Annotated in this window: 20 protein-coding genes; 1 reads left to right on the top strand and 19 read right to left on the bottom strand. The window is 46.7% G+C overall.

Features of this window, described 5'->3' with window-relative positions:
* Positions 1-52 precede the first annotated feature (52 nt).
* Entirely contained in the window at positions 53-412 is a 360-nt protein-coding gene (locus B0H99_RS06440; protein ID WP_106532835.1) for a response regulator, read from the bottom strand.
* Positions 413-528: 116 nt separating this feature from the next.
* Between B0H99_RS06440 and B0H99_RS06435 the strand changes: the two genes are divergently transcribed.
* Positions 529-1014, top strand: coding sequence for a DUF2529 family protein (locus B0H99_RS06435; RefSeq protein ID WP_106532834.1), 486 nt, complete (start codon positions 529-531; stop codon positions 1012-1014).
* A 52-nt stretch (positions 1015-1066) separates the two neighbouring features.
* On the opposite strand, the gene B0H99_RS06430 is transcribed toward B0H99_RS06435, so the two are convergent.
* The 18 genes from B0H99_RS06430 to B0H99_RS06350 form a co-directional block, all read right to left on the bottom strand.
* Positions 1067-2665, bottom strand: a complete 1599-nt coding sequence (locus B0H99_RS06430) for a CTP synthase (protein WP_106532833.1) — start codon at positions 2663-2665, stop codon at positions 1067-1069.
* A gap of 155 nt (positions 2666-2820) precedes the next feature.
* Positions 2821-3468, bottom strand: coding sequence for a DNA-directed RNA polymerase subunit delta (rpoE, locus tag B0H99_RS06425; protein ID WP_106532832.1), 648 nt, complete (start codon positions 3466-3468; stop codon positions 2821-2823).
* Positions 3469-3529: 61 nt separating this feature from the next.
* Positions 3530-3691 carry a hypothetical protein gene (locus B0H99_RS17795; RefSeq protein WP_181313588.1) on the bottom strand — a complete coding sequence of 54 codons (162 nt, stop codon included), beginning with the start codon at positions 3689-3691 and terminating at the stop codon, positions 3530-3532.
* Positions 3692-4269: 578 nt separating this feature from the next.
* The gene (gene icmF, locus B0H99_RS06415) at positions 4270-7521 is read right to left on the bottom strand and encodes a fused isobutyryl-CoA mutase/GTPase IcmF (RefSeq protein WP_106532830.1); all 3252 of its coding nucleotides are present in this window, start codon (positions 7519-7521) and stop codon (positions 4270-4272) included.
* A gap of 3 nt (positions 7522-7524) precedes the next feature.
* A complete protein-coding gene (locus tag B0H99_RS06410; RefSeq protein WP_106532829.1) occupies positions 7525-8169 on the bottom strand; it encodes a TetR/AcrR family transcriptional regulator in 645 nt (214 codons plus the stop codon).
* A gap of 15 nt (positions 8170-8184) precedes the next feature.
* Complete coding sequence (locus B0H99_RS06405) at positions 8185-9324, bottom strand: acyl-CoA dehydrogenase (protein ID WP_106532828.1); 1140 nt, start codon at positions 9322-9324, stop codon at positions 8185-8187.
* A 270-nt stretch (positions 9325-9594) separates the two neighbouring features.
* Positions 9595-10731 (bottom strand): acyl-CoA dehydrogenase, encoded by a 1137-nt coding sequence (locus B0H99_RS06400; protein ID WP_106532827.1) that lies wholly within the window; start codon positions 10729-10731, stop codon positions 9595-9597.
* A 16-nt stretch (positions 10732-10747) separates the two neighbouring features.
* The gene (locus B0H99_RS06395; RefSeq protein ID WP_106532826.1) at positions 10748-11599 is read right to left on the bottom strand and encodes a 3-hydroxybutyryl-CoA dehydrogenase; all 852 of its coding nucleotides are present in this window, start codon (positions 11597-11599) and stop codon (positions 10748-10750) included.
* A gap of 2 nt (positions 11600-11601) precedes the next feature.
* Positions 11602-12798, bottom strand: a complete 1197-nt coding sequence (locus tag B0H99_RS06390) for an acetyl-CoA C-acetyltransferase (protein WP_106532825.1) — start codon at positions 12796-12798, stop codon at positions 11602-11604.
* A 207-nt stretch (positions 12799-13005) separates the two neighbouring features.
* Complete coding sequence (locus B0H99_RS17790) at positions 13006-13158, bottom strand: hypothetical protein (protein WP_181313587.1); 153 nt, start codon at positions 13156-13158, stop codon at positions 13006-13008.
* Positions 13159-13314: 156 nt separating this feature from the next.
* Positions 13315-15453 carry a (Fe-S)-binding protein gene (locus B0H99_RS06385; RefSeq protein ID WP_106532824.1) on the bottom strand — a complete coding sequence of 713 codons (2139 nt, stop codon included), beginning with the start codon at positions 15451-15453 and terminating at the stop codon, positions 13315-13317.
* Positions 15454-15723: 270 nt separating this feature from the next.
* Positions 15724-16395, bottom strand: coding sequence for an alpha-ribazole-5-phosphate synthase (locus B0H99_RS06380; RefSeq protein ID WP_106532823.1), 672 nt, complete (start codon positions 16393-16395; stop codon positions 15724-15726).
* Positions 16395-16871, bottom strand: a complete 477-nt coding sequence (locus B0H99_RS06375) for an ECF transporter S component (RefSeq protein WP_106532822.1) — start codon at positions 16869-16871, stop codon at positions 16395-16397. Before B0H99_RS06375 ends, B0H99_RS06380 begins: the two co-directional genes overlap by 1 nt.
* Positions 16871-17458 carry a cob(I)yrinic acid a,c-diamide adenosyltransferase gene (locus B0H99_RS06370; RefSeq protein ID WP_106532821.1) on the bottom strand — a complete coding sequence of 196 codons (588 nt, stop codon included), beginning with the start codon at positions 17456-17458 and terminating at the stop codon, positions 16871-16873. Before B0H99_RS06370 ends, B0H99_RS06375 begins: the two co-directional genes overlap by 1 nt.
* Complete coding sequence (locus tag B0H99_RS06365; protein ID WP_106533012.1) at positions 17433-17858, bottom strand: bifunctional adenosylcobinamide kinase/adenosylcobinamide-phosphate guanylyltransferase; 426 nt, start codon at positions 17856-17858, stop codon at positions 17433-17435. The genes B0H99_RS06370 and B0H99_RS06365 overlap by 26 nt, the downstream gene beginning before the upstream one ends.
* A complete protein-coding gene (locus B0H99_RS06360; RefSeq protein WP_106532820.1) occupies positions 17810-18394 on the bottom strand; it encodes a histidine phosphatase family protein in 585 nt (194 codons plus the stop codon). The genes B0H99_RS06365 and B0H99_RS06360 overlap by 49 nt, the downstream gene beginning before the upstream one ends.
* Complete coding sequence (cobS, locus tag B0H99_RS06355) at positions 18367-19134, bottom strand: adenosylcobinamide-GDP ribazoletransferase (RefSeq protein WP_106532819.1); 768 nt, start codon at positions 19132-19134, stop codon at positions 18367-18369. Before cobS ends, B0H99_RS06360 begins: the two co-directional genes overlap by 28 nt.
* Positions 19131-20585, bottom strand: a complete 1455-nt coding sequence (locus B0H99_RS06350) for a cobyric acid synthase (RefSeq protein ID WP_106532818.1) — start codon at positions 20583-20585, stop codon at positions 19131-19133. The genes cobS and B0H99_RS06350 overlap by 4 nt, the downstream gene beginning before the upstream one ends.

Here is a 20585-nt window from a genome sequence, read left to right as displayed (position 1 = left end):
ATATCCATACTATCATAACAAAAACCCTGTACCTTCGCCACTGCTGAAACTATTAGTCTTTCAATAAGGTCTTTACGGCGTCCCGAACCTCAAAAACATCGAAGGGTTTCGTGAAATATCGGACTGCTCCACACGTAATCGATTCTTCAATCAAATCCAGTTCACCGTATGCAGTCATCATCATGACTTTCAAATCTTGCTGTTGCTGTTTTAGTCTTTTTAATATTTCTATGCCATCCATTCCAGGCATTTTCATATCCAGAAGAACCATATCGGGACGGGCTTCCCCAGCTTTCTGCAGCGCCTCTCTTCCATTTCCGGCTGTAACGGTGTGAAAACCTTCCAGCGAAAATACTTCATCCAATAAAAGCCGGATGCCCGGCTGATCGTCTACAATTAAGATCGTTTTCATGAAGAGTCACCCTTTCATTTTCTCCTGGATCTGCTTCTCTTCTATTCTACCAAATTTTTCCCAACTTTATCACACTTTCTCTCTTCTGTTATACTTTTGTCATGAGGTGAAGAATAATGAAAATGTTGACAACCCAGCTTACTGGCCTGTTTCAGCGCATTGCGCAACAAGAGGAGGCTATTGAAGACACGGCCCGCCTGCTCGCCCAGGCTGCTGTCGGAGAAGGGACGATTTTTTTGGCAGCATTCGGAGAAATGAAAGCCGTGGCCTCCGCAGCGACTCATGGCACTGAACAATTGCCGCGCGTTCTGGAATGGCAGCCTGACAGCATCCTTACAAGTGTTGACCGCGTATGGATCTTAGCAAAAAAAGATGAAGGCGACGAACTTGCCGACAGGTTGGCGGATGCGCACATGCCGGTGGCGATGCTTGTTGCCGAAACAAAAGAAACCGATTTGGCTGATGCTTTTATTTCATTAAAATTGGATAAAGGTTTACTGCCGGCAGAAGATGGCGGCCGCACGCTCGTCCCGCATGCAATGGGCGCCCTTTATGTATATCATGCAGTGAAATTGTTGATCGATGAAATGCTTGCCGAATAAAGTTAGTAAAAGAAAAAGCCTTCCTGAAAAAAAATCAGGAAGGCTTTTCAAATTATTTATTTTCAAGTGATGCGCGCACAAATTCGCGGAATAACGGTTGTGGGCGGTTCGGGCGTGAGATGAATTCCGGGTGGAATTGGCAAGCCAGGAACCAAGGGTGGTCAGCAAGCTCGATAATTTCCACTAATCGGCCATCCGGGCTTGTACCCGAGAATTTAAATCCAGCCGCTTCAAACTGCTCGCGGAATTCATTGTTGAATTCATAACGGTGACGGTGGCGTTCGTAAACGATTTCTTCGCCATACGCTTCATAAGCTTTTGAACCTTTTTCCAATTTTGCTGGGTATAGCCCAAGGCGAAGCGTTCCGCCCAAGTCTTCGATGTCTTTTTGCTCTGGCAATAAATCGATGATTGCGTAAGGTGTTTTTGCGTTCAATTCAGATGAATGCGCACCTTCCATTCCCATGATGTTGCGTGCAAATTCAACTGAAGCCAATTGCATTCCTAGGCAGATTCCAAAGAATGGCACGTTGTTTTCACGCGCATATTGCGACGCCACGATTTTACCTTCAACTCCGCGGTCACCAAAACCGCCTGGCACCAAGATTCCGTCTACACTTTGCAGCGTTTCGGCAACATTCTCAGCATTAACGTGTTCTGCGTTGATCCATTCGACTTGAATTTCAGCATCGTGGGCGAATCCAGCATGCTTCAACGCTTCTACAACTGAAATGTAGGCATCTTGAAGTTCCACATATTTACCGACAAGACCAATGCGTACAGTTTTTGACAATGATTTCACTTTGTCCACTAGTGCAGCCAGTTCCGTAATATCGGCTTCTGGCGCTTCGATGCCGAAGTGATCGAGAACGATTTGATCCATATTCTGTTCTTTTAAACGAAGCGGCATTTCGTAAATTACGTCAACATCGCGTGATTCGATTACTTCTTCCGGTTTGATATCACAGAATAACGCAATTTTATCTTTCATGTCTTGTGGCACTTCATATTCTGTACGCACGACAATCAAGTTTGGCTGAATGCCCAGGCTGCGCAATTCTTTTACGCTGTGTTGTGTCGGTTTTGTTTTCATTTCTTTTGCAGCACCCAAATACGGAATTAACGTACAGTGAATGTACATCACTTGCTCGCGGCCAAGGTCTGAACGCATTTGGCGAATTGCTTCCAAGAATGGCAATGATTCGATGTCGCCGACCGTACCGCCGATTTCTGTAATAACAACATCGGCTTTGGCTGTTTTCGCAGCACGCAGCAAACGTTCTTTGATTTCATTTGTAATGTGTGGAATAACTTGGACTGTTCCGCCCAGGTAATCGCCTCGGCGTTCTTTTTGAATAACTGTCGAATAGACTTTCCCCGTTGTCACATTCGAGTATTTGTTTAAGTTGATGTCGATAAAACGCTCATAGTGCCCAAGGTCCAAATCGGTTTCCGCACCGTCTTCTGTTACAAACACTTCTCCGTGCTGGTAAGGGCTCATCGTCCCTGGATCGATATTGATGTATGGGTCGAACTTCTGAATCGTTACACTCAATCCTCTATTTTTCAATAAACGCCCTAAAGACGCAGCTGTAATCCCTTTGCCAAGTGACGATACAACGCCACCCGTTACAAAAATATACTTTGTCATGCTTGTTTCCTCCTCAAAATAAAAAAATAAAAAGCGCCCCATCTGCTGAATGCAGAGGGAGCGCGTAAACTGTACGAATCCAATCTCCTATTTTAAGGAGCCCAGTAAAATCTTATCTAGTACAGCCTAAGAAGTCAAGGTAAAAAATAATCAGTTTACTTCAGGTCTTCGTCGTCTTCGACAATAAGGTCAGTATCTAAATCCTCATCAAGGTCTTCTTCATCTTCATCAAGGATGTCTTCATCCAAATCGTCCACAAGAACGTCCACGACATCTTCGTCTTCGTCTTCGTCAAAATCAAGGACTTCGTCGACTTCAGCCGGCAGTTTGATCGCTTCGTCTTCTTCATCCTCATCGTCTTCATCAACAATTCCAAGACCTAAGTCGATGCTTGTATCGTCGTCATCTTCGTCATCATCTTCATCGAAGTCGTCGAATTCCAATTCATCTTCCAATTCAAGATCCAAATCATCGAAGTCGTCATCGCCGGCAACTTTTGCTTTCTTCTTGCGCGCTTTGACAGTCGGAGCCGATTCTTCTTCAATTTGTTCTACCGGATACCATTCGCGAAGGCCCCAGCGGTTTTCCCCAAGAATCAAGAAACGCCCATCGATGTTCATGTCGGTATAAAATTGCACTAAACGGGCTTTCATATCTTCTTTGGACAAGCCAAGCAAATTCTCGATTTCAGTTACAAGTTCTGCATAAGTTTTCGTTTCATGTGTTTCTTCTAAAATTGCATATGTTAAGTCAACAAATGACTCTTCTACCAGTTCTTCTCTTGATAATTCACGGATTTTCATTCGTGCACGTCCCTTCTTCTCTCTTAACTTAATCCATTATATACAAAGTAATGCCCGCCGGCTACCGTGTTTTCTTTTTTCTGCTGTATAGCTGAGACCAAGAAAAATAAAACAAGTAGAAAGACAGGATCAAAAAAGGAATCGATCCAAGTGCTCTGCCGTATAGGACAAAAATAAGTATGATGCAGAAGATAAAAATCATGTAATGTGTCAATTTAGCCATGGAGTATCATCCTCCGCATTTTTTACATTGAACTTTCTTTTATTATACAGAAAAGAGTCGGCCGTGACGAACTGCTGGTATGAGAGAATAGAAGTTTTATACATCCCCCAACTTTTCAGGAAGGATTCTTTTTGTATTCTCTTTAAGATTTTTGCTGAACGTGCATAATCTTTGCTGAACGTGCGTATTTTCTGCTGAATGTGCATAAGTTCTTCCATGCGTCCAAATAAACTCTTTTTAAAGAATATAGCTTATAATTCAACTGTTTTTTACAAAGAAACACGCAAAATCGTTTTGCAACGAATTTTGCGTGTTTTTCTTCTACTGCGGTTTCGCTTTTCCCTCTGTCTAGCTGCGGCGATCAGACCCACGGGGGCATAAGCCAGCCTGCTGTGGCGGCAACAGCCTCCTCGCGGTCCGTCTTAAAACCCTTGTGCTCCTGTCTCTGCACCGCTGCGCTAGCTTCGAGACATGAAAAAGCGTTGCAGCACTACGTGCTTCGTCGCAAAGAGATGGCCCAAATTTCCCGGTCCATCTCTTGCCTGTCGGGTCTTTCGTGATCGCCACCGCTTCTCCCTTTACATATTCCGTCTATACTGTCCGCCTACTTCATATAAGGCTGTGGTGATTTGGCCAAGGCTGGCGACTTTTACGGTTTCCATCAGTTCTTCGAAGATATTGCCGCCTGTTTTCGCTACCTGCTTCAAACGGTCAAGCGCTTCTTCCGAATTATTGCGCGCTTGGAACGCACGCAGGTTGTTGATTTGTGTTTCTTTTTCTTCTGTTGTCGCACGGGCGATTTCCATCGAGTTGATGTCGTCGTCGCTTTGCGGGTTCGGGTTCAAATACGTGTTTACACCGATGATCGGCAGTTCACCCGTATGCTTTTTCATTTCATAGAACATAGACTCTTCTTGGATTTTACCGCGCTGGTACTGGGTTTCCATCGCCCCAAGAACACCTCCGCGGTCGTTGATGCGGTCAAATTCAGTAAGTACCGCTTCCTCTACCAGCTGAGTCATTTCTTCAACAATGAATGCGCCTTGCAGCGGGTTTTCGTTTTTCGACAAACCATGTTCTTTGGTAATGATCATTTGGATGGCCATTGCCCGTCGCACCGATTCTTCCGTAGGCGTCGTGATCGCTTCATCGTAAGCATTGGTATGAAGCGAATTGCAGTTATCCTGCAGTGCCATCAAGGCTTGAAGTGTGGTCCGGATATCATTGAAGTCGATCTCCTGTGCATGCAAACTGCGGCCCGATGTTTGGACATGGTATTTCAGTTTCTGGCTGCGTTCGTTCGCACCGTATTTATCGCGCATGACGATTGCCCAAATTCGGCGTGCTACCCGGCCGATCACCGTATATTCCGGATCCAGTCCATTCGAGAAGAAAAACGATAAGTTCGGCGCAAAGTCATCGATATTCATGCCGCGGCTCAAGTAGTATTCCACGTACGTAAAACCGTTCGACAACGTGAATGCAAGCTGTGAAATCGGATTGGCTCCCGCTTCCGCAATGTGATAGCCGGAAATCGACACCGAATAATAATTGCGTACTTTATGATCGATAAAATACTGTTGGATGTCTCCCATGAGGCGAAGCGCGAACTCGGTTGAGAATATGCAGGTGTTCTGGCCTTGGTCTTCTTTTAAGATGTCGGCTTGGACCGTTCCACGCACGACTTGCAGCGTGCCTTCGCGAACTTCGGTGAACTCCTCGACCGTCAACGTGCGGCCCAGCTCTTCTTCACGTTTTTTGACTTGTTGGTCGATCGCTGTATTCATGAACATGGCAAGGATAATCGGCGCCGGGCCGTTGATAGTCATGGAAACTGAAGTCGCAGGTGCACACAAATCAAACCCTGCGTACAATTTTTTCATATCATCAAGCGTACAGATGGAAACGCCTGATTCTCCGACTTTTCCGTAAATGTCCGGGCGGTGGTCTGGGTCTTCGCCATAAAGCGTCACCGAGTCGAACGCCGTCGACAGGCGCTTCGCGTCATCGTCTTTCGATAAATAATGGAATCGTTTGTTTGTCCGTTCGGGTGTACCTTCTCCGGCAAATTGACGTTTCGGGTCTTCCCCTTCGCGTTTGAACGGGAAAACTCCTGCCGTGTAAGGAAAGGATCCAGGAACATTTTCCAGATAAACCCATTTAATAATTTCGCCGTAATCCTCGAATTTTGGCAGGACCACTTTCGGCACTTTTATGCCCGATAAACTTTCCGTGCGCAAAATCGTCCGGATTTCTTTGTCGCGGATTTTTGTTACAAACTCATCGCCTGTGTACGCTTCTTTCAGCGCTTTCCAGTTAGCAAGGATACGTTTTGATTCAGCTGTCAGTTCATCTCGGATGCCATCGGCGAGCGATTGCAGCGATTGGACCAGCACATCATCCGGCGCTTTTTCTTTTACTGCTTCAATTGCGCCTTCCAATTGGAACAAGCGGCGCGCAAAGTGGGATTGCTCCTGTGCTTTCGCGTGATATCCTCTGACCGTATCCGTAATTTCACGAAGATAGTAACGGCGGTCATTTGGAATAATCATATTTTCTTTTTGCGTTTTTGCAAACATCTCGTATTCAGTCTGCCAATCGGTACCGCATTTTGCATTGACTGAAGCCACTAATGCCGCAAACAAAGCGTTGGTCCCTTTGTCGTTAAACTGGCTGGCAATGGTTCCGAATACCGGCATATCGTCCAAGTTTCTATCCCATAGTTCCCGGCTGCGCTGATACTGTTTCTGCACTTGGCGCAGTGCATCTTCTGACCCTTTTCGCTCGAATTTGTTGATGACAATCAAATCAGCGTAATCAATCATGTCAATTTTTTCGAGTTGTGTAGGAGCACCGAATTCACTTGTCATAACATACATAGAAATATCCGAGAAATTCGCAATTTCCGCATCCCCTTGGCCGATCCCGCTCGTTTCAACGACTATCAAATCAAAATCAGCCGCTTTTACTACTTCAAGCACATCCCCAAGCGCAGCAGAAATTTCCGTGCGGGAACCGCGTGTCGCCAAACTTCTCATAAATACGCGTTTATTGAAGATGGCGTTCATGCGAATGCGGTCGCCTAGCAGCGCACCGCCTGTTTTCTGTTTTGTCGGGTCGATTGACAAAACGGCAATCTTTTTATCAGGCAATTCCGCCAAAAAACGGCGGATCAATTCATCAGTCAATGAACTTTTCCCCGCTCCGCCTGTTCCTGTTATACCAAGTATCGGCGTGTTTTTGTTCTGGGAGCGCACAGCTTCGAGCAATGGGCTGGCATCCGTATCCCGGGTATGCGATTCTTCCACTGCCGTTATAACGTTGGCAAGCGCAACCGGATTTTCGGTAGACAAGTTTTCAGGAATCCTATCCTTTTTTACAGTCGAAAAATCGCATTCTTCGACAATCTCCTGAATCATGCCTTGCAGTCCTTTTTTACGGCCGTCCTCCGGAGAGAAAATGCCCGCAATGCCGTAGGCTTCCAGTTCTTCTATTTCACGCGGCAGAATAACGCCGCCACCTCCGCCATAAATGCGGATATGGTTTGCTCCTTTTTCCTTCAGCAGATCGTACATGTATTTGAAGTATTCCATATGGCCGCCTTGATAGGAAGAAATGGCAATACCTTGTACATCTTCCTGGATTGCCGCGTTGACCACTTCTTCTACTGAACGGTTATGGCCAAGATGAATCACTTCCACGCCTATGCTTTGCAAAATCCTTCTCATGATGTTGATGGAGGCGTCGTGGCCGTCAAAAAGGCTGGATGCCGTTACAAAACGAACATGGTTCTTTGGCTTGTAGGTTTTTTGTTCTTGTATAATAGCCATAATCTATTTAGCCCCCTGTGTCGAGATTTTTTCTCCTGCCATCCCCTGCAAAAGAAAATTTGTTTGCGTCTGGATAAATTCGCTGATGGTGAAATCCCGAAGCGCCCAGCGCCGGAATGCCCACATCTGCCCTTGGACGAACAAATGATGGGCTGCGAGTTTGATTTCCTTTGGCGTCATCTTCAATTCGCCGCTTTCTCTGCATTCCGTCAGCAAGCGTTCAAAAAGCGCAACCATTTCCAACTCTTTTTTCAAAACGTATTGCAAGGCGTCTTTCGGAAGCGATTTCGATTCCTGATACATAACGACAAATTCGTCCTGCATATCATCAATCAAGCCATAGTAATGTTCAAGCGCCGTTACGAGCACTTCCAGCGAGCCTTTTTCAATATCCAACGATTCAAGGCGGGCATGCACTTCATCATAAATCGAGTCACAGACAAGATAGAGCACATCTTCTTTCGTGCGGATATATTCGTAGAGCGTGCCGATGCTGAAGCCTGCCGCTTTTGCGATTTCCCTGGTCGTCGTCCGGTGAAAGCCTTTTTGTTTAAAAAGCGTGACAGCACCGCGGATCATCTGCGCACGGCGCTTTTCGATCAGGCTTTCGTCTTTTACGGAGGACTGTATTTCACGCTTTTTATTCATAGCCATTACCTCCGGTTATTTGGTGACCATACGGGAAATAACAAGCCGCTGGATTTCCTGTGTGCCTTCGTAAATTTGAGTGATTTTCGCGTCGCGCATAAAGCGTTCGACCGGATAGTCTTTCGTGTAGCCATATCCGCCGAATACTTGCACAGCCTCGACCGTCACTTTCATCGCCGTGTCCCCAGCCATCAATTTCGCCATTGCGGATTCTTTGCTGTATGGCAATTTGTTGGATTCAAGCCAAGCAGCCTGATACGTCAATAACCTTGAAGCTTCGATGGAAGTCGCCATATCCGCCAGTTTAAACGAAACGCCTTGGTTCGCCGCAATCGGCTTGCCGAATTGTTCGCGCTCTTTCGCATAGTTGACTGAAGCATCCAATGCGCCTTGAGCAATGCCAACCGCTTGCGCTGCAATGCCATTTCGACCGCCGTCAAGCGTCTGCATAGCAATTTTGAAGCCTTGGCCAAGTTCACCGAGAACGTTTTCCTTTGGCACGCGGCAATTGTCAAAAACAATTTCCGTTGTCGGGCTTGAACGAATGCCGAGTTTCTTTTCTTTTTTGCCGACCGAAAAGCCTTCAAAGTCTTTTTCAACGATAAAAGCAGTCGTGCCTTTATGTTTTGATTCTGGATCGGTGACTGCGAATACGATATAGATGTCGGCAATGCCGCCGTTTGTAATAAAGATTTTTGAACCATTCAAGATCCAGTGGTCGCCGTCTTCTTTCGCGTACGTTCTCATGCCGCCAGCGTCAGATCCGGATTGGGGCTCTGTCAATCCGTAAGCGCCGATTTTCGTTCCTTCAGCCATCGGGCGCAAGTATTTTTGTTTCTGTTCTTCCGTGCCGAATGTGTATACCGGCCAACCGGCAAGCGACGTATGCGCTGAAAGGGTTACACCTGTCGATGCACAGACGCGCGATAATTCTTCTACCGCGATGCAATATGCCAAGTAATCGGAACCAATGCCGCCATATTCTTCCGGCCATGGAATTCCGGTAAGGCCAAGTTCTGCCATCTGGTCGAAGATTTCACGGTCGAACCGCTCTTCTTCGTCTCGTTCTTCTGCAGTCGGTCCGACTTCATTTTCCGCAAAATCACGGACCATCTTACGGATCATTTCATGCTCTTCGCTTAGTTGAAAGTTCATTGTGTAATTCCCCCAATTTTTTGATTTTGTTAATGTGATTACTAATATTCCGCAAAACAGCTCTGCTTGTTGCGGGCGAGCGCCAAGCCGCCTCGAGCTGAAGCTCTCCGGGGTCTCGGCTGTCTCGCAGGCAAGTATTGGCCGATTGCATTCGGCCAATACTTTGCGACGAAGCGCATAGCGCTGCAGGAGCAGTAAGTTTTTCTCCGCTGTTTTGCTCCATGTATATAAGATGTAGAATTAAACGGTCATCAAATTATGACAGTATGACTATTTCAATAACTGTTTGCTGATCACAATTCGCTGTATCTCGCTTGTGCCTTCATAGATTTCTGTAATTTTCGCGTCCCGGAATAGGCGCTCCACCGGGTAATCTTCCGTGTAGCCATAGCCGCCAAACACTTGAACCGCTTCGATTGCAACATCCATGGCCGCTTTGGATGCAAATAGTTTTGCGATTGATGCTTCTTTGTTGCAATCTTTGCCTTTGCCATATAGATCCGCCGCATTATAAACAAGCAGTTTTGCCGCTTCCACTTGTGTCGCCATGTCTGCAAGCTTAAAGGCGATGCCTTGCTGGGCTGCAATCGGTTTACCGAATTGCTCGCGTTCTTTCGCGTAAGCCACCGCATAGTCAAAAGCTGCTTCCGCAATTCCAAGTGCTTGTGCCGCAATACCGATGCGTCCTACATTCAAGTTCGCCATAGCAATGCTGAACCCTTTGTTTTCTTCGCCGAGCAAATTCTCAGCCGGCACTTTCATATTATCGAATGTCAATTGAACTGTCCTTGAACCGTGCAGCCCCATTTTCTTTTCGTCTTTCCCGATGATTAAGCCAGGAAAATTCTTCTCGACGATAAACGCTGAAATGCCGCGCGAACCTGCTTCCGGCTTGGTGGATGCGAATACGATGTAAGTATCAGCTTCGCCGCCATTGGTAATAAAAACTTTTGAGCCGTTGATTATATAGTGGTCGCCGTTTCTCACCGCTTTTGTTTTTAAACTTGCGGCATCCGATCCTGCCGCCGGCTCTGTAAGCGCAAAGGCACCAAGATATTCGCCAGAAGCCAATTTTGGAATGTATTTTGCAATTTGCTGTTCAGTTCCGAAATTCAAGATCGGATTGGTCCCTACTGAAGTATGGACTGAAAGAATAACACCGATTACCGCACTCGCTTTTGAAAGTTCATGGATGGCACTGATATAAGAAGTAAAATCCATTTCCGCGCCGCCGTATTTTTCAGGGGCTGTAATCCCCATCAAACCAAGGCCGGCCATTTTCTTAAGGATTTCACGCGGAAACTCCCCTGCTTCCATCCGGTCAATAAACGGCGTAATTTCTTCTCTGGCAAAATCACGAACCATGTTGCGCATCATGATCTGCTCTTCTGTGAACCGCAAATCCATTGTTGGTCCCCCTATTTTAACTGTACTCATAGAATCCACGTCCGCTCTTCTTGCCGAGCCATCCGGCTTTTACGTATTGGCGCAAAAGCGGGCTTGGGCGGTATTTGCTGTCTCCGAAGCCGTCATGCAACACTTCCATAATATAAAGGCACGTATCCAACCCTATAAAATCGGCCAATTGCAGCGGCCCCATCGGATGATTCATGCCAAGGCGCATAATGTCGTCGATGGCCTCTTTTGTCGCAACGCCTTCTTGAAGCGTGAAAATTGCTTCGTTGATCATCGGCATCAATATGCGGTTGGAAACAAATCCCGGGAAGTCGTTGCATTCTACAGGCGTTTTAGATAATTTTAGCGTCATTTCTTCAACGGTTTTATAAACCTCGTCTGTTGTAGCAAGCCCGCGAATAATTTCCACCAGTTTCATGACAGGAACCGGATTCATGAAATGCATGCCGATAACTTGTTCCGGGCGGTTCGTTGCTGCTGCAATTTCGGTAATTGGCAACGAAGACGTATTTGATGCCAGAATTGCGTGTTTTGGCGCTACTTCGTCAAGCGTTTTGAAAATATTGTGTTTAATTTCCATATTCTCAACTGCTGCTTCGATAACAATGTCCGCGTCATGCGCGTCTTTCAAATCGAGAGAAGAAGAAATACGGCCTAAGGTTGCTGTTTTTTCTTCTTCCGTCATGCGCCCCTTTTCAACGTTACGGGATAGATTTTTAGTGATTGTTCCAATTCCTCGTTCGTATGCCTCTTGTTTCATATCGTTCAGTTTTACATTGAAACCTGCTTGCGCACATACTTGTGCGATGCCGGATCCCATCTGGCCGGCTCCAATCACCATTACGTTTAGAATCGCCATTGTCAGTTTGCCCCCTGTTTTGGAACTTCGATCATGATAGCGTCGCCTTGTCCGCCGCCCGAGCAAATCGCTGCAATGCCGACACCGCCGCCACGGCGCTTTAATTCATACGCCAATGTTAAAATAATGCGTGCTCCGCTTGCGCCAATCGGGTGGCCTAGTGCCACCGAACCGCCGTTGACATTAACTTTTTCTGCATCCAATTCTGCAATTTTTGAACTTGCAAGCGCCACTGCAGCGAACGCTTCGTTGATTTCAAATAGATCAACTTCATCTAATGTTTTGCCAGTTTTTTTCAGCAGTTCGTTGATGACGATCCCTGGTGTTTCCGGGAAACGATTGGGTTCAATCGCGATTTCCGTATGAGCCAAAATATGGGCTAGCGGCTCTTTGCCTTCTTTCTCCGCGCGTTCTTCACTCATCAAGACAAGCGCTACCGCTCCGTCATTGACACCTGGCGCGTTGCCGGCCGTAATTGTGCCTTCTGCTCCGAAAGCTGGCTTTAATTTCGCTAAAGCATCTATTGTCGAGTTTCCGCGAGGTGCTTCATCAAAATCAACAGTGATTGGATCGCCTTTTCGCTGAGGGATTTGAATCGGCGCAATTTCTTCAGCAAACAATTCTTTTGCTTTTACTGCTCGTTCATGTGACCGTGCAGCCCACTCATCTTGTGCTTCGCGCGTTAAACCGAATGTTTCGGCTGTTGAATTGCCATATGTTCCCATATGAACGCGCTCTGGATGAAATGAACAAGAAAGCCCATCGTGAACCATTCCATCGACAAGCTGTGCGTCCCCCATTCGAAGGCCCCATCGGCCTTTCGGCAAATAATAAGGCGCGTTGGACATCGATTCCATGCCGCCCGCCACAATTACTTCTTCATCGCCCAAGCGAATGATCTGGTGTGCCAGCGTAACGCTGCGCATGCCTGATGCACATACTTTGTTGATCGTTTCGGATTTAACATTATAAGGAATTCCCGCTTTCTTTGCAGCTTGGCGAGAAGGAATCTGGCCTTGGCCTGCTTGCAGTACATTTCCCATAATGACTTCCTGAACGTCTTCCGGCTGAATACCCGCACGGTTCATTGCTTCTTTGATCGCCTCTGCTCCCAGTTCGCTTGCCGATAATGTGCTTAAGTTACCGCCAAATTTTCCGAATGCTGTTCTTGCTCCACCTAAAATTACAGTTTTAGCCATGATATTTTTTCCTCCTCTTTTTTGTAAACGGTTACAATTTTACTGAAAAAAATATGAAGAAGTGCAGGAGCAGTCGCTCCTGGCGGATGCTTTCCGCGGACAGTCAGCAGACCTCTTCGAAGCTGCGCTTCTCAGGAGTCCATCTGTCCCGCTGAAGTCGCCGCCTTTCGCTCTTTCTCCAGCTAGCTTCCCTTGACACTTTTACTCTTATTTTTGAATTGCTTTGATTTCTTTTTTGCCTGATTGCTCCTGCTTCTCCATCGCTTCGCTGCTTCGAAGCATGGCAGAGCGTTGCAGCGCTTCGCGCTTCGTCGCAAAACATTGCCTCTGCATCGCTTCGCTAGCTTCGAGGCAAACCAATGATGCCGTACTCCATGCGGCATCATTGGTTGACTGAACGCTCGCTCGGTTTTGTTGCAAAGGAAAAGGGAGCGTTATACTCCCTCTCTTTTTTTAGCTTATACCTGAATCTTAACTAATATTCAGGCTTTTTGCAATTTTTTATTGATTGATTTTTTATTGGACAATGGATGCTTCAAGTGCTGGCGTTTGCTTGCCGATAACTGCAAGTTCCAACAGTTCCGCTACATCGTAAGTGCCGACTGTTTCTTCCACTTCTTTTGCTTTTGTCCCATCCGAGAGCATCGTCAAGCAGTATGGGCAGCCCGATGAAATGATCGTCGGGTTAACTAGCAGCGCCTGTTCGGTTCTTGCTACATTGATGCGATGCCCTTTGTCTTCTTCCATCCACATCAAGCCGCCGCCTGCTCCACAGCACATGGCGTCTTGGCGGCTGCGAACCATTTCGACCAGTTCAACGCCCTCAATCGCTTTCAAAATTTCTCTTGGCGCATCATAGACATCGTTGTAGCGGCCAAGGTAACAAGAGTCATGGAATGTAATTTTCTCGTTTACTGCAAATTGCGGTTTGAGCTTTCCTTCTTGCACTAGCTCAAATAGCATTTCCGTGTGGTGATAAACTTCCGCCTTGAATCCGAAGTCTGGATATTCGTTTTTAAAAATATTGTAAGCATGCGGGTCGATCGTGACGATTTTCTTGATACCCGCTTTTTCAAATTCCTGAATGTTCGCTGTCGCCAATTCCTGGAACAAAAACTCGTTTCCAAGGCGGCGCGGCGTATCTCCGGAGTTCTTTTCTTTGTTTCCGAGAATCGCGAATTTGACGCCGGCTTCGTTCATCAACCTGGCAAAAGAAAGGGCGATTTTTTGAGAGCGGCTGTCGAACGATCCCATTGATCCGACCCAGAAAAGGAACTCAAATTCTTCGCCTGCTTTGTTCATTTCTTTTACTGTCGGAATGTGGACGTCTTCGCGCGCCTCTCTCCAGTTTTCTTTTTCTTTACGGTTAAGGCCCCAAGGGTTGCCCTGTTTTTCAATATTAGTCATTGCGCGCTGTGCATCTTTGTCCATTTTCCCTTCAGTCATAACCAGGTAACGGCGAAGGTCTATGATTTTGTCGACATGCTCGTTCATCACCGGACATTGATCTTCACAGTTCCGGCAAGTTGTACAAGCCCAAATTTCTTCTTCTGTAATAACATCGCCGATCAGGCTAGGACTATAAAGTTCGTCGATTGAGATCCCTTCAGCGCCAGCAGCCATTGCCAGCTGGTTGCCTTTGGTGTTATTGAATGCCATAGCCGGTACCCATGGTTTTTGTTTCGTCATAACTGCACCGGTATTTGTTAAGTTATCCCGCAGTTTTGTGATCAAATCCATCGGCGAAAGCATTTTGCCGGTGTTAGTTGCCGGACACATATTCGTACAGCGTCCACATTCCACGCAAGCATAGAAATCGATCATTTGCGCTTGATTGAAATCGGTGACTTTCCCGACGCCAAATGATGGCATGGCATCTTCGTCTTCTTGGTCTTCCAATTCCTCAAAGTTGATCGGCTTCAAGCGGCCAACATGATCTACTCTATGGAACCAAGTATTGACCGGCCCGAAAATCAAATGCGCGTGTTTCGATTGCGGCACGTAAACCAAGAATGTTAGCAGGAACAACAAATGCGCCCACCACATAATATAAAAAATTACAGCGGCAGCTGAAGCCGGGAGTCCTGAGAACAAAGTGGCGAATACCGAAGCGACCGGTTCTGTCCAAGCTGTTGCATGGCCTTGCCAGATCATTCCTGCACCATTTCCGACGAGCACGGTAACCATCAATCCGCCGATGAAAATCAAAACCAATCCCGATTTCCAGCCGCGTTTCAGGCGCACAAGCTTTTCAATATACCTTCTGTAGAATGCCCAAACCACAGCAACCAAAATCATCAATGTCACAAGTTCCTGGAAAAAAGTGAAAGCCGGATAAAGCGGCCCTAGCGGCAAATGCGCTCCCGGAACCAATCCTTTGATAATAAAGTCGATGGCACTTGCCTGCACCAATAAGAAGCCATAGAAGAACATGACATGGATCGTTCCACTTTTTTTATCTTTCATCAATTTCTTCTGGCCAAACACGTTGACCATCACTTTCCGTAAACGTTCCTTGAAATTTTCCTCAAACTCCACTTTTTTTCCGAGCTTGATAAAGTCATACCTGGTCTTCAGCAGGTAAAGGAACAAGTAAACGGCGTAGGCTGTTACGCCCAAAAACAAGACCCAGTTTGCTATAAGCAAAGGCTCCATGAGAATATCCCCCTTGTGTGTATATTCAAATAATTTTAAATCCAGCTTCTCCTTGGATTCCACCCAATTATAGATGATATAATCCCATCATAAATATGAATGAGCATTCAGTCAATAGGAAAATTGAAAGGGTTTTCATTTATTCAAAAGCAATTCTTTTCATTCGTCAAGTGCTACTATAAAAACAAAAATTAAGTTGAATTTCTTATCGCAGTTAAGAGATATTTCTGTCCAAAATAAAAACACCGCACACTTGCGATGTTTTTTGTTTTATTTCTGGATGGGGTAGATGTAAGCTTCAAAATGTTCGACCAACTGATCCCGCATTTCCTTCAAGGCGCCAATCAGAACGCATGTCGACGGGCCTGCCGATGCTTCAAGATTGATGCCGGCAATAGGAGCTATTTCTTCTCCGAGCAATCGCTTTGCTTCATATCCGATTCCTTTTGAGCCGACCGGCCACAGCTGTTTGACCAACCCGCTCGCTCTAGCCTCGCTCAGTTTTTTCAAATCGGCCAGCTGCTCTTTTTTCAAAAGCACATCCTCGCCGACTAACGGCATTCCATAGACAAACCATTCTAACGTTTCTGCAGCAATCTCGTATTTCCGCTTGCCGATCATCGTTACAGCTATTCCGGATTGCATCGTGGCGATGTTTGTTTCGGAACTGCCGCTAAACTGAACATTTTTGGTGCCGGTTTCGGCTAATAGTTCTTTAATGCCTTCAATGTAGCGGTGCCACTGCTCCTCCCCGCTGAAGTTATGGAGCAGCACGGCTTTCGGTTCGCTGCCTGCGGCCCATTGTTCAAGGAGGGCGACGCGCGCGGCAAACTTCGCTGTCAACCCATCCGGCGCTTTTACAAAATCCATCGGCTTCTCACCAATCCCGCCGGAATTATCTGATGTCACCACCCAATCACCAAGCAGCAATTCATGGCGCATTACTTTACCCTCCCCCTTATTCGATTCATCGTTAGCGGCATAATGAATGCCGCTCCTAAAGCATTAACGGCAGAAGCAAAAAGCAGCCCAGGTACAGATGCATAAAAAAATGCTGGCGACAGTAAAAAGTAGAAGGGGAACGCCGCCACAATACCATTGCCTAAAAGAAAAGCAATCCATTTTACCAAATGGCGGCCGCTCTGATGCAGCGTTGCGAACAGCCAGACAATTCCTCCCATCTCAAAAGCGATAATAATGTGGAACGGCCCAAGAGGAAATCCGCCATACAATGCGGAAGCCAAATGCCCAAGCATAGCGACCGTTCCGGCAAGCGGCGCTGCAAGAAACAGAGCTGCGACCAGTGCCGGCATTGCATCCAACGCAATCGAAGCAATGCCAAGCGGAATTTTCAGCATGCCGCCGATGGCCGACAAACTTACAAAAAGCGCGGCCAAAGCTAAATTTCTTGTTGTCATTATTCTGTTGTCTTGGCGCGTCCGCCGTTTTTAAAAACTTTTGCGCTGCGGACATATTCGTTATCCGGGACACCCGCCCGGAAATTGACAACGCGTGAAGCGGCGAACAAATAATCAGACAAGCGGTTTAAATACCGTTGGACCACGAGCGGAAATTCTTCGCCTGATTTCATCAATGTGACGGTTTGGCGTTCAGCCCGGCGTGTAATCGTCCTGGCGATATGAAGCGTTGCAGCAGCAGGCGAACCTCCTGGCAAGATAAAGCGCTCCAACAGCGGCGGTTCTTCCATTAATTCATCGATCCGTTTTTCCAGGACTGCGACTGGCTCTTCCGTCATTTTGAATTGCGGCTCTTTCCGTACATCCGCCAGATCACCGCCGCAGTCGAACAATTCGTTTTGAATAGTTTCCAAATCCGCAAGCAGATCCGCGTATTTCTCCGGATCCAGTTCCGTCATCGCTTTGCCGATAAAAGAATTTACTTCGTCGATTGTTCCGTACGCTTCTATGCGCGGAGCATCTTTATCCGCCCGTGCACCAATCAAACTCGTCTGCCCTTTGTCACCGGTTCTTGTGTAAATTCTCATATTCATCCGCTCCTTTTATAATTTCTGGTATGCCATACCAAATCCGAGTTACACTTTCTGCTTCTTTGAATAAAAATTGATAAAGCCGGCCGACAATGTCCCTTTGCTGCCTTTCGATAGGATCAATCGGTACAATACCGCGATTGATATCTGTTAAAATCCATATTTGCCGGCTAGTTCCATTCAGCTTGAGCGCCTTCTTGGCGCTTTCCACAACTTCCTCTTCACTTTTCCCCGCTTCAAGCTGAAGCTTCACCCAGATCTCCACTCCTGCTATAACCATCGTAAGCGAACCCGTTTCAGGCATCTCCGCTTCACACCACAAGGCTTCCTGATCGTTCAGCCATGTTTTCACGTATTCGCGTTTGCCATTAAAGGCGCCGCCGAAAATAATGTGCATCGTGTTCCCTCCTCGAATGCCTGCCGGTTTTTCCACGCGAGTGTATAGCGATAACCATGAAGCGCAGTCTGATCCCAGAATGCTTCCTGTTTTCCGCGTGCCTGCAAATAGCGGATCGGTCCGCCGTGTGTAACAATCGTAAACTCTTTTTTTACAGGCAAAGAGCGAACGGCCCGTTCCACACGCCGGGCTACTGAATCCAGATTTTCGCCGCTTGGAGGCGTGATGCGAAATGGATCATCAAGCCAATTGCGATATGCTTCCACCTTTTCAAGTTCAGCGTACGTTTTTTGCTCCCATTCACCAAAGTTGCACTCACGCCAATCAGCATCAGGATGATACAAAGCGGCTGGAAACAACACTTCTGCCGTTTGCCGGCAGCGCTGTAAATCGCTCCCCCATACTTCTTCCACTTCCGGAAACGGTGTTGCTTTAAATGCCACCACCGGTTCATCCGTCCATCCAATATACCTTTTTTCCTGGTTTCCTAACGTCGGGGCATGCCGGATCAAATGAAGAATAAAAAGGCTGTCCATAACAAAAATTCCGTCCCTTCTACGTAAGCTCCCAACAAATCCCCCGTCACTCCACCAAAATTCTTCAAGCACCACTTTCTGTAAACGTAAAGCAAAACTAAGAGAAGGGCAACTAGCCCAAAAGCCGCCCCCCAGCTTTGCCAGTACCCGAATAAGCCGAAAATAACAGCCAGATAGATGAATGCACCCATGGCTATCCATTTACCGTCTGTTTGTTGGTGAAAAAAAGCTGAGAGCCCCATTTCTTTTGCGCTTCCGGTGGTGGTGAAAAAGAGCAGCAAACCGATTCTTGAAAATACAGGAACCAGCACTATTGCCATTAAAGAAATTTCATCGATCACTTCTGCCACAACTATAATTTTTCCAACAATAATCAAAATCAACGCCATTGCACCAAATGCGCCTATACGCGGATCCTCCATTATTTCCAAGCGCTTTTTTCGGTCCTGATAGGAAAAATAGGCATCTCCGACATCCGCAACGCCGTCCATATGCAAGCCGCCTGTCAGAAGAATACCGAAAATAACGACGGTAAAAGCCAGAAACAACGGACTGAGCTCTGTAAATTCTAGTAGCCCCCATATTGCGGCCGCTGTAATACTGCCCAAAAATCCGCCCAATAACGGCAACATCAAATACATAGACGTTACGTTTGTCTTTTCCATCGGCAACTCTTTCTTTACAGGTATGACGGAGAAAAACTGCAGTGCGAGCAACCACCCGGTCCCTAAACGCTTCATCCCTTGTCCTCCATGATCTGCTCAACTCGTGCCCAGTCGATATGCGCTTTTACATGGGCAGCGAAGCGGCTATAGCGGTCCGGGCGTTCTTGCAAAATGGGTTCCGCCAATTTTTTTTCTTGGCGAAGAGGCGCTAAAAAGGCTCGGCGGCACTCTGACGCATCAAAAAATCCGTGAAGATGAGTGCCAATCAACCGCTCTGTTTGAATTCCTTCAGTTTCATTCTTAAATGAGACAAGCGGCTTTCCTCCATAACTCGATCTGCCAGTATGAATTTCATAACCATCAACTTTAAACGTTTGTTCATGCAGCTCTACAGTCCCAGTGCGCCTTCTAACAAACTTTTCTTTTATAAAGTGCGTAGACATTCCAGAAATCAATCCGAGCCCCCTCTCGAATTCCGTTTTCGTGCCGTCAAAGCCATGTGGATCGGCTAAACTGTCGCCGAGCATTTGAAAGCCGCCGCACAGCCCGATAATTCGAGTGCCCTTGCCTAAGGATAACAGTAAGCCTTCCAGTCCCTGCCTTTTCCAATAACGCAAATCCGCAATGGTGTTTTTCGTGCCAGGAAAGACCAGAATATCCGGCTGACCGATGTCTTCTGCATAGTCCACCCAGCGGATTGCCACATCCGGTTCATTTAGAAAAGGTTCGATATCCGTGAAATTTGATAAGTAAGGATGCTTTAATACGGCCATATCGATTGACCTTTTGAGACCACCTCTAGTTAATTCGCGGACGCCCAATGAATCCTCCTGCTCAATTTCATGATTGCCGAAATACGGAATGACCCCAAGGACCGGCAATTTTGTATAGGCTTCTAAAAACGCAACGCCGTCTTCGAACAACCGGAGGTCGCCGCGAAATTTATTGATTATCAACCCTTTTACCCGTTCGGGATTCGGCATAAGGGCAAGAGTGCCGACTATTGAAGCAAAAACGCCGCCGCGTTCAATGTCAGCGACCAAGATCACTGGAACGTCCGCGCGTTCGGCTACCGCCATGTTAACAATTTCCCGGTCATTTAAATTTACTTCAGCAGGGCTTCCCGCTCCTTCGATGACCAAATGCGTATAGGATTTTGAAAGATTCTCCAGTGCTCGGTCAATTGCCGCCAGCCCTTGTTCATAAAAGTTTGTCCGGTAATCCATGCCGTCCATCGTTTGGATCTTTTTGCCGAATAAAATAACTTGCGATTTCATATCACTTTCGGGCTTCATTAAAATCGGATTCATGTCAACTGTTGCGACTGTCCTTGCAGCTTCTGCCTGGACACCCTGGGCTCTGCCGATCTCCTCGCCAAGCACAGTGACATATGAATTATTCGACATATTTTGGGATTTGAATGGCGCTACGCAGATTCCTTGATCGGATAAAATCCGGCAGAACGCTGTACAAATCAAGCTTTTTCCGACATCAGACGCCGTGCCTTGAATCATTATTCCACGCAT

Origin of the sequence: Planomicrobium soli (genome assembly GCF_003014655.1) — a bacterium.
In the GTDB taxonomy this organism is placed as follows: Bacteria; Bacillota; Bacilli; order Bacillales_A; family Planococcaceae; genus Planococcus; species Planococcus soli_B.
The sequence above is the reverse complement of the archived record's forward strand: the minus strand, read 5'-3'. Positions and strand labels throughout refer to the sequence as shown.

Bases quoted from the DNA above. Each gene is read 5' to 3' on its own strand.
- B0H99_RS06440 (WP_106532835.1), bottom strand. From the start codon at position 412: ATGAAAACGATCTTAATTGTAGACGATCAGCCGGGCATCCGGCTTTTA.
- B0H99_RS06435 (WP_106532834.1), top strand. From the start codon at position 529: ATGAAAATGTTGACAACCCAGCTTACTGGCCTGTTTCAGCGCATTGCG.
- B0H99_RS06430 (WP_106532833.1), bottom strand. From the start codon at position 2,665: ATGACAAAGTATATTTTTGTAACGGGTGGCGTTGTATCGTCACTTGGC.
- rpoE (WP_106532832.1), bottom strand. From the start codon at position 3,468: ATGAAAATCCGTGAATTATCAAGAGAAGAACTGGTAGAAGAGTCATTT.
- B0H99_RS17795 (WP_181313588.1), bottom strand. From the start codon at position 3,691: ATGGCTAAATTGACACATTACATGATTTTTATCTTCTGCATCATACTT.
- icmF (WP_106532830.1), bottom strand. From the start codon at position 7,521: ATGGCTATTATACAAGAACAAAAAACCTACAAGCCAAAGAACCATGTT.
- B0H99_RS06410 (WP_106532829.1), bottom strand. From the start codon at position 8,169: ATGAATAAAAAGCGTGAAATACAGTCCTCCGTAAAAGACGAAAGCCTG.
- B0H99_RS06405 (WP_106532828.1), bottom strand. From the start codon at position 9,324: ATGAACTTTCAACTAAGCGAAGAGCATGAAATGATCCGTAAGATGGTC.
- B0H99_RS06400 (WP_106532827.1), bottom strand. From the start codon at position 10,731: ATGGATTTGCGGTTCACAGAAGAGCAGATCATGATGCGCAACATGGTT.
- B0H99_RS06395 (WP_106532826.1), bottom strand. From the start codon at position 11,599: ATGGCGATTCTAAACGTAATGGTGATTGGAGCCGGCCAGATGGGATCC.
- B0H99_RS06390 (WP_106532825.1), bottom strand. From the start codon at position 12,798: ATGGCTAAAACTGTAATTTTAGGTGGAGCAAGAACAGCATTCGGAAAA.
- B0H99_RS06385 (WP_106532824.1), bottom strand. From the start codon at position 15,453: ATGGAGCCTTTGCTTATAGCAAACTGGGTCTTGTTTTTGGGCGTAACA.
- B0H99_RS06380 (WP_106532823.1), bottom strand. From the start codon at position 16,395: ATGCGCCATGAATTGCTGCTTGGTGATTGGGTGGTGACATCAGATAAT.
- B0H99_RS06375 (WP_106532822.1), bottom strand. From the start codon at position 16,871: ATGACAACAAGAAATTTAGCTTTGGCCGCGCTTTTTGTAAGTTTGTCG.
- B0H99_RS06370 (WP_106532821.1), bottom strand. From the start codon at position 17,458: ATGAGAATTTACACAAGAACCGGTGACAAAGGGCAGACGAGTTTGATT.
- B0H99_RS06365 (WP_106533012.1), bottom strand. From the start codon at position 17,858: ATGCACATTATTTTCGGCGGCGCCTTTAATGGCAAACGCGAATACGTG.
- B0H99_RS06360 (WP_106532820.1), bottom strand. From the start codon at position 18,394: ATGGACAGCCTTTTTATTCTTCATTTGATCCGGCATGCCCCGACGTTA.
- cobS (WP_106532819.1), bottom strand. From the start codon at position 19,134: ATGAAGCGTTTAGGGACCGGGTGGTTGCTCGCACTGCAGTTTTTCTCC.
- B0H99_RS06350 (WP_106532818.1), bottom strand. From the start codon at position 20,585: ATGCGTGGAATAATGATTCAAGGCACGGCGTCTGATGTCGGAAAAAGC.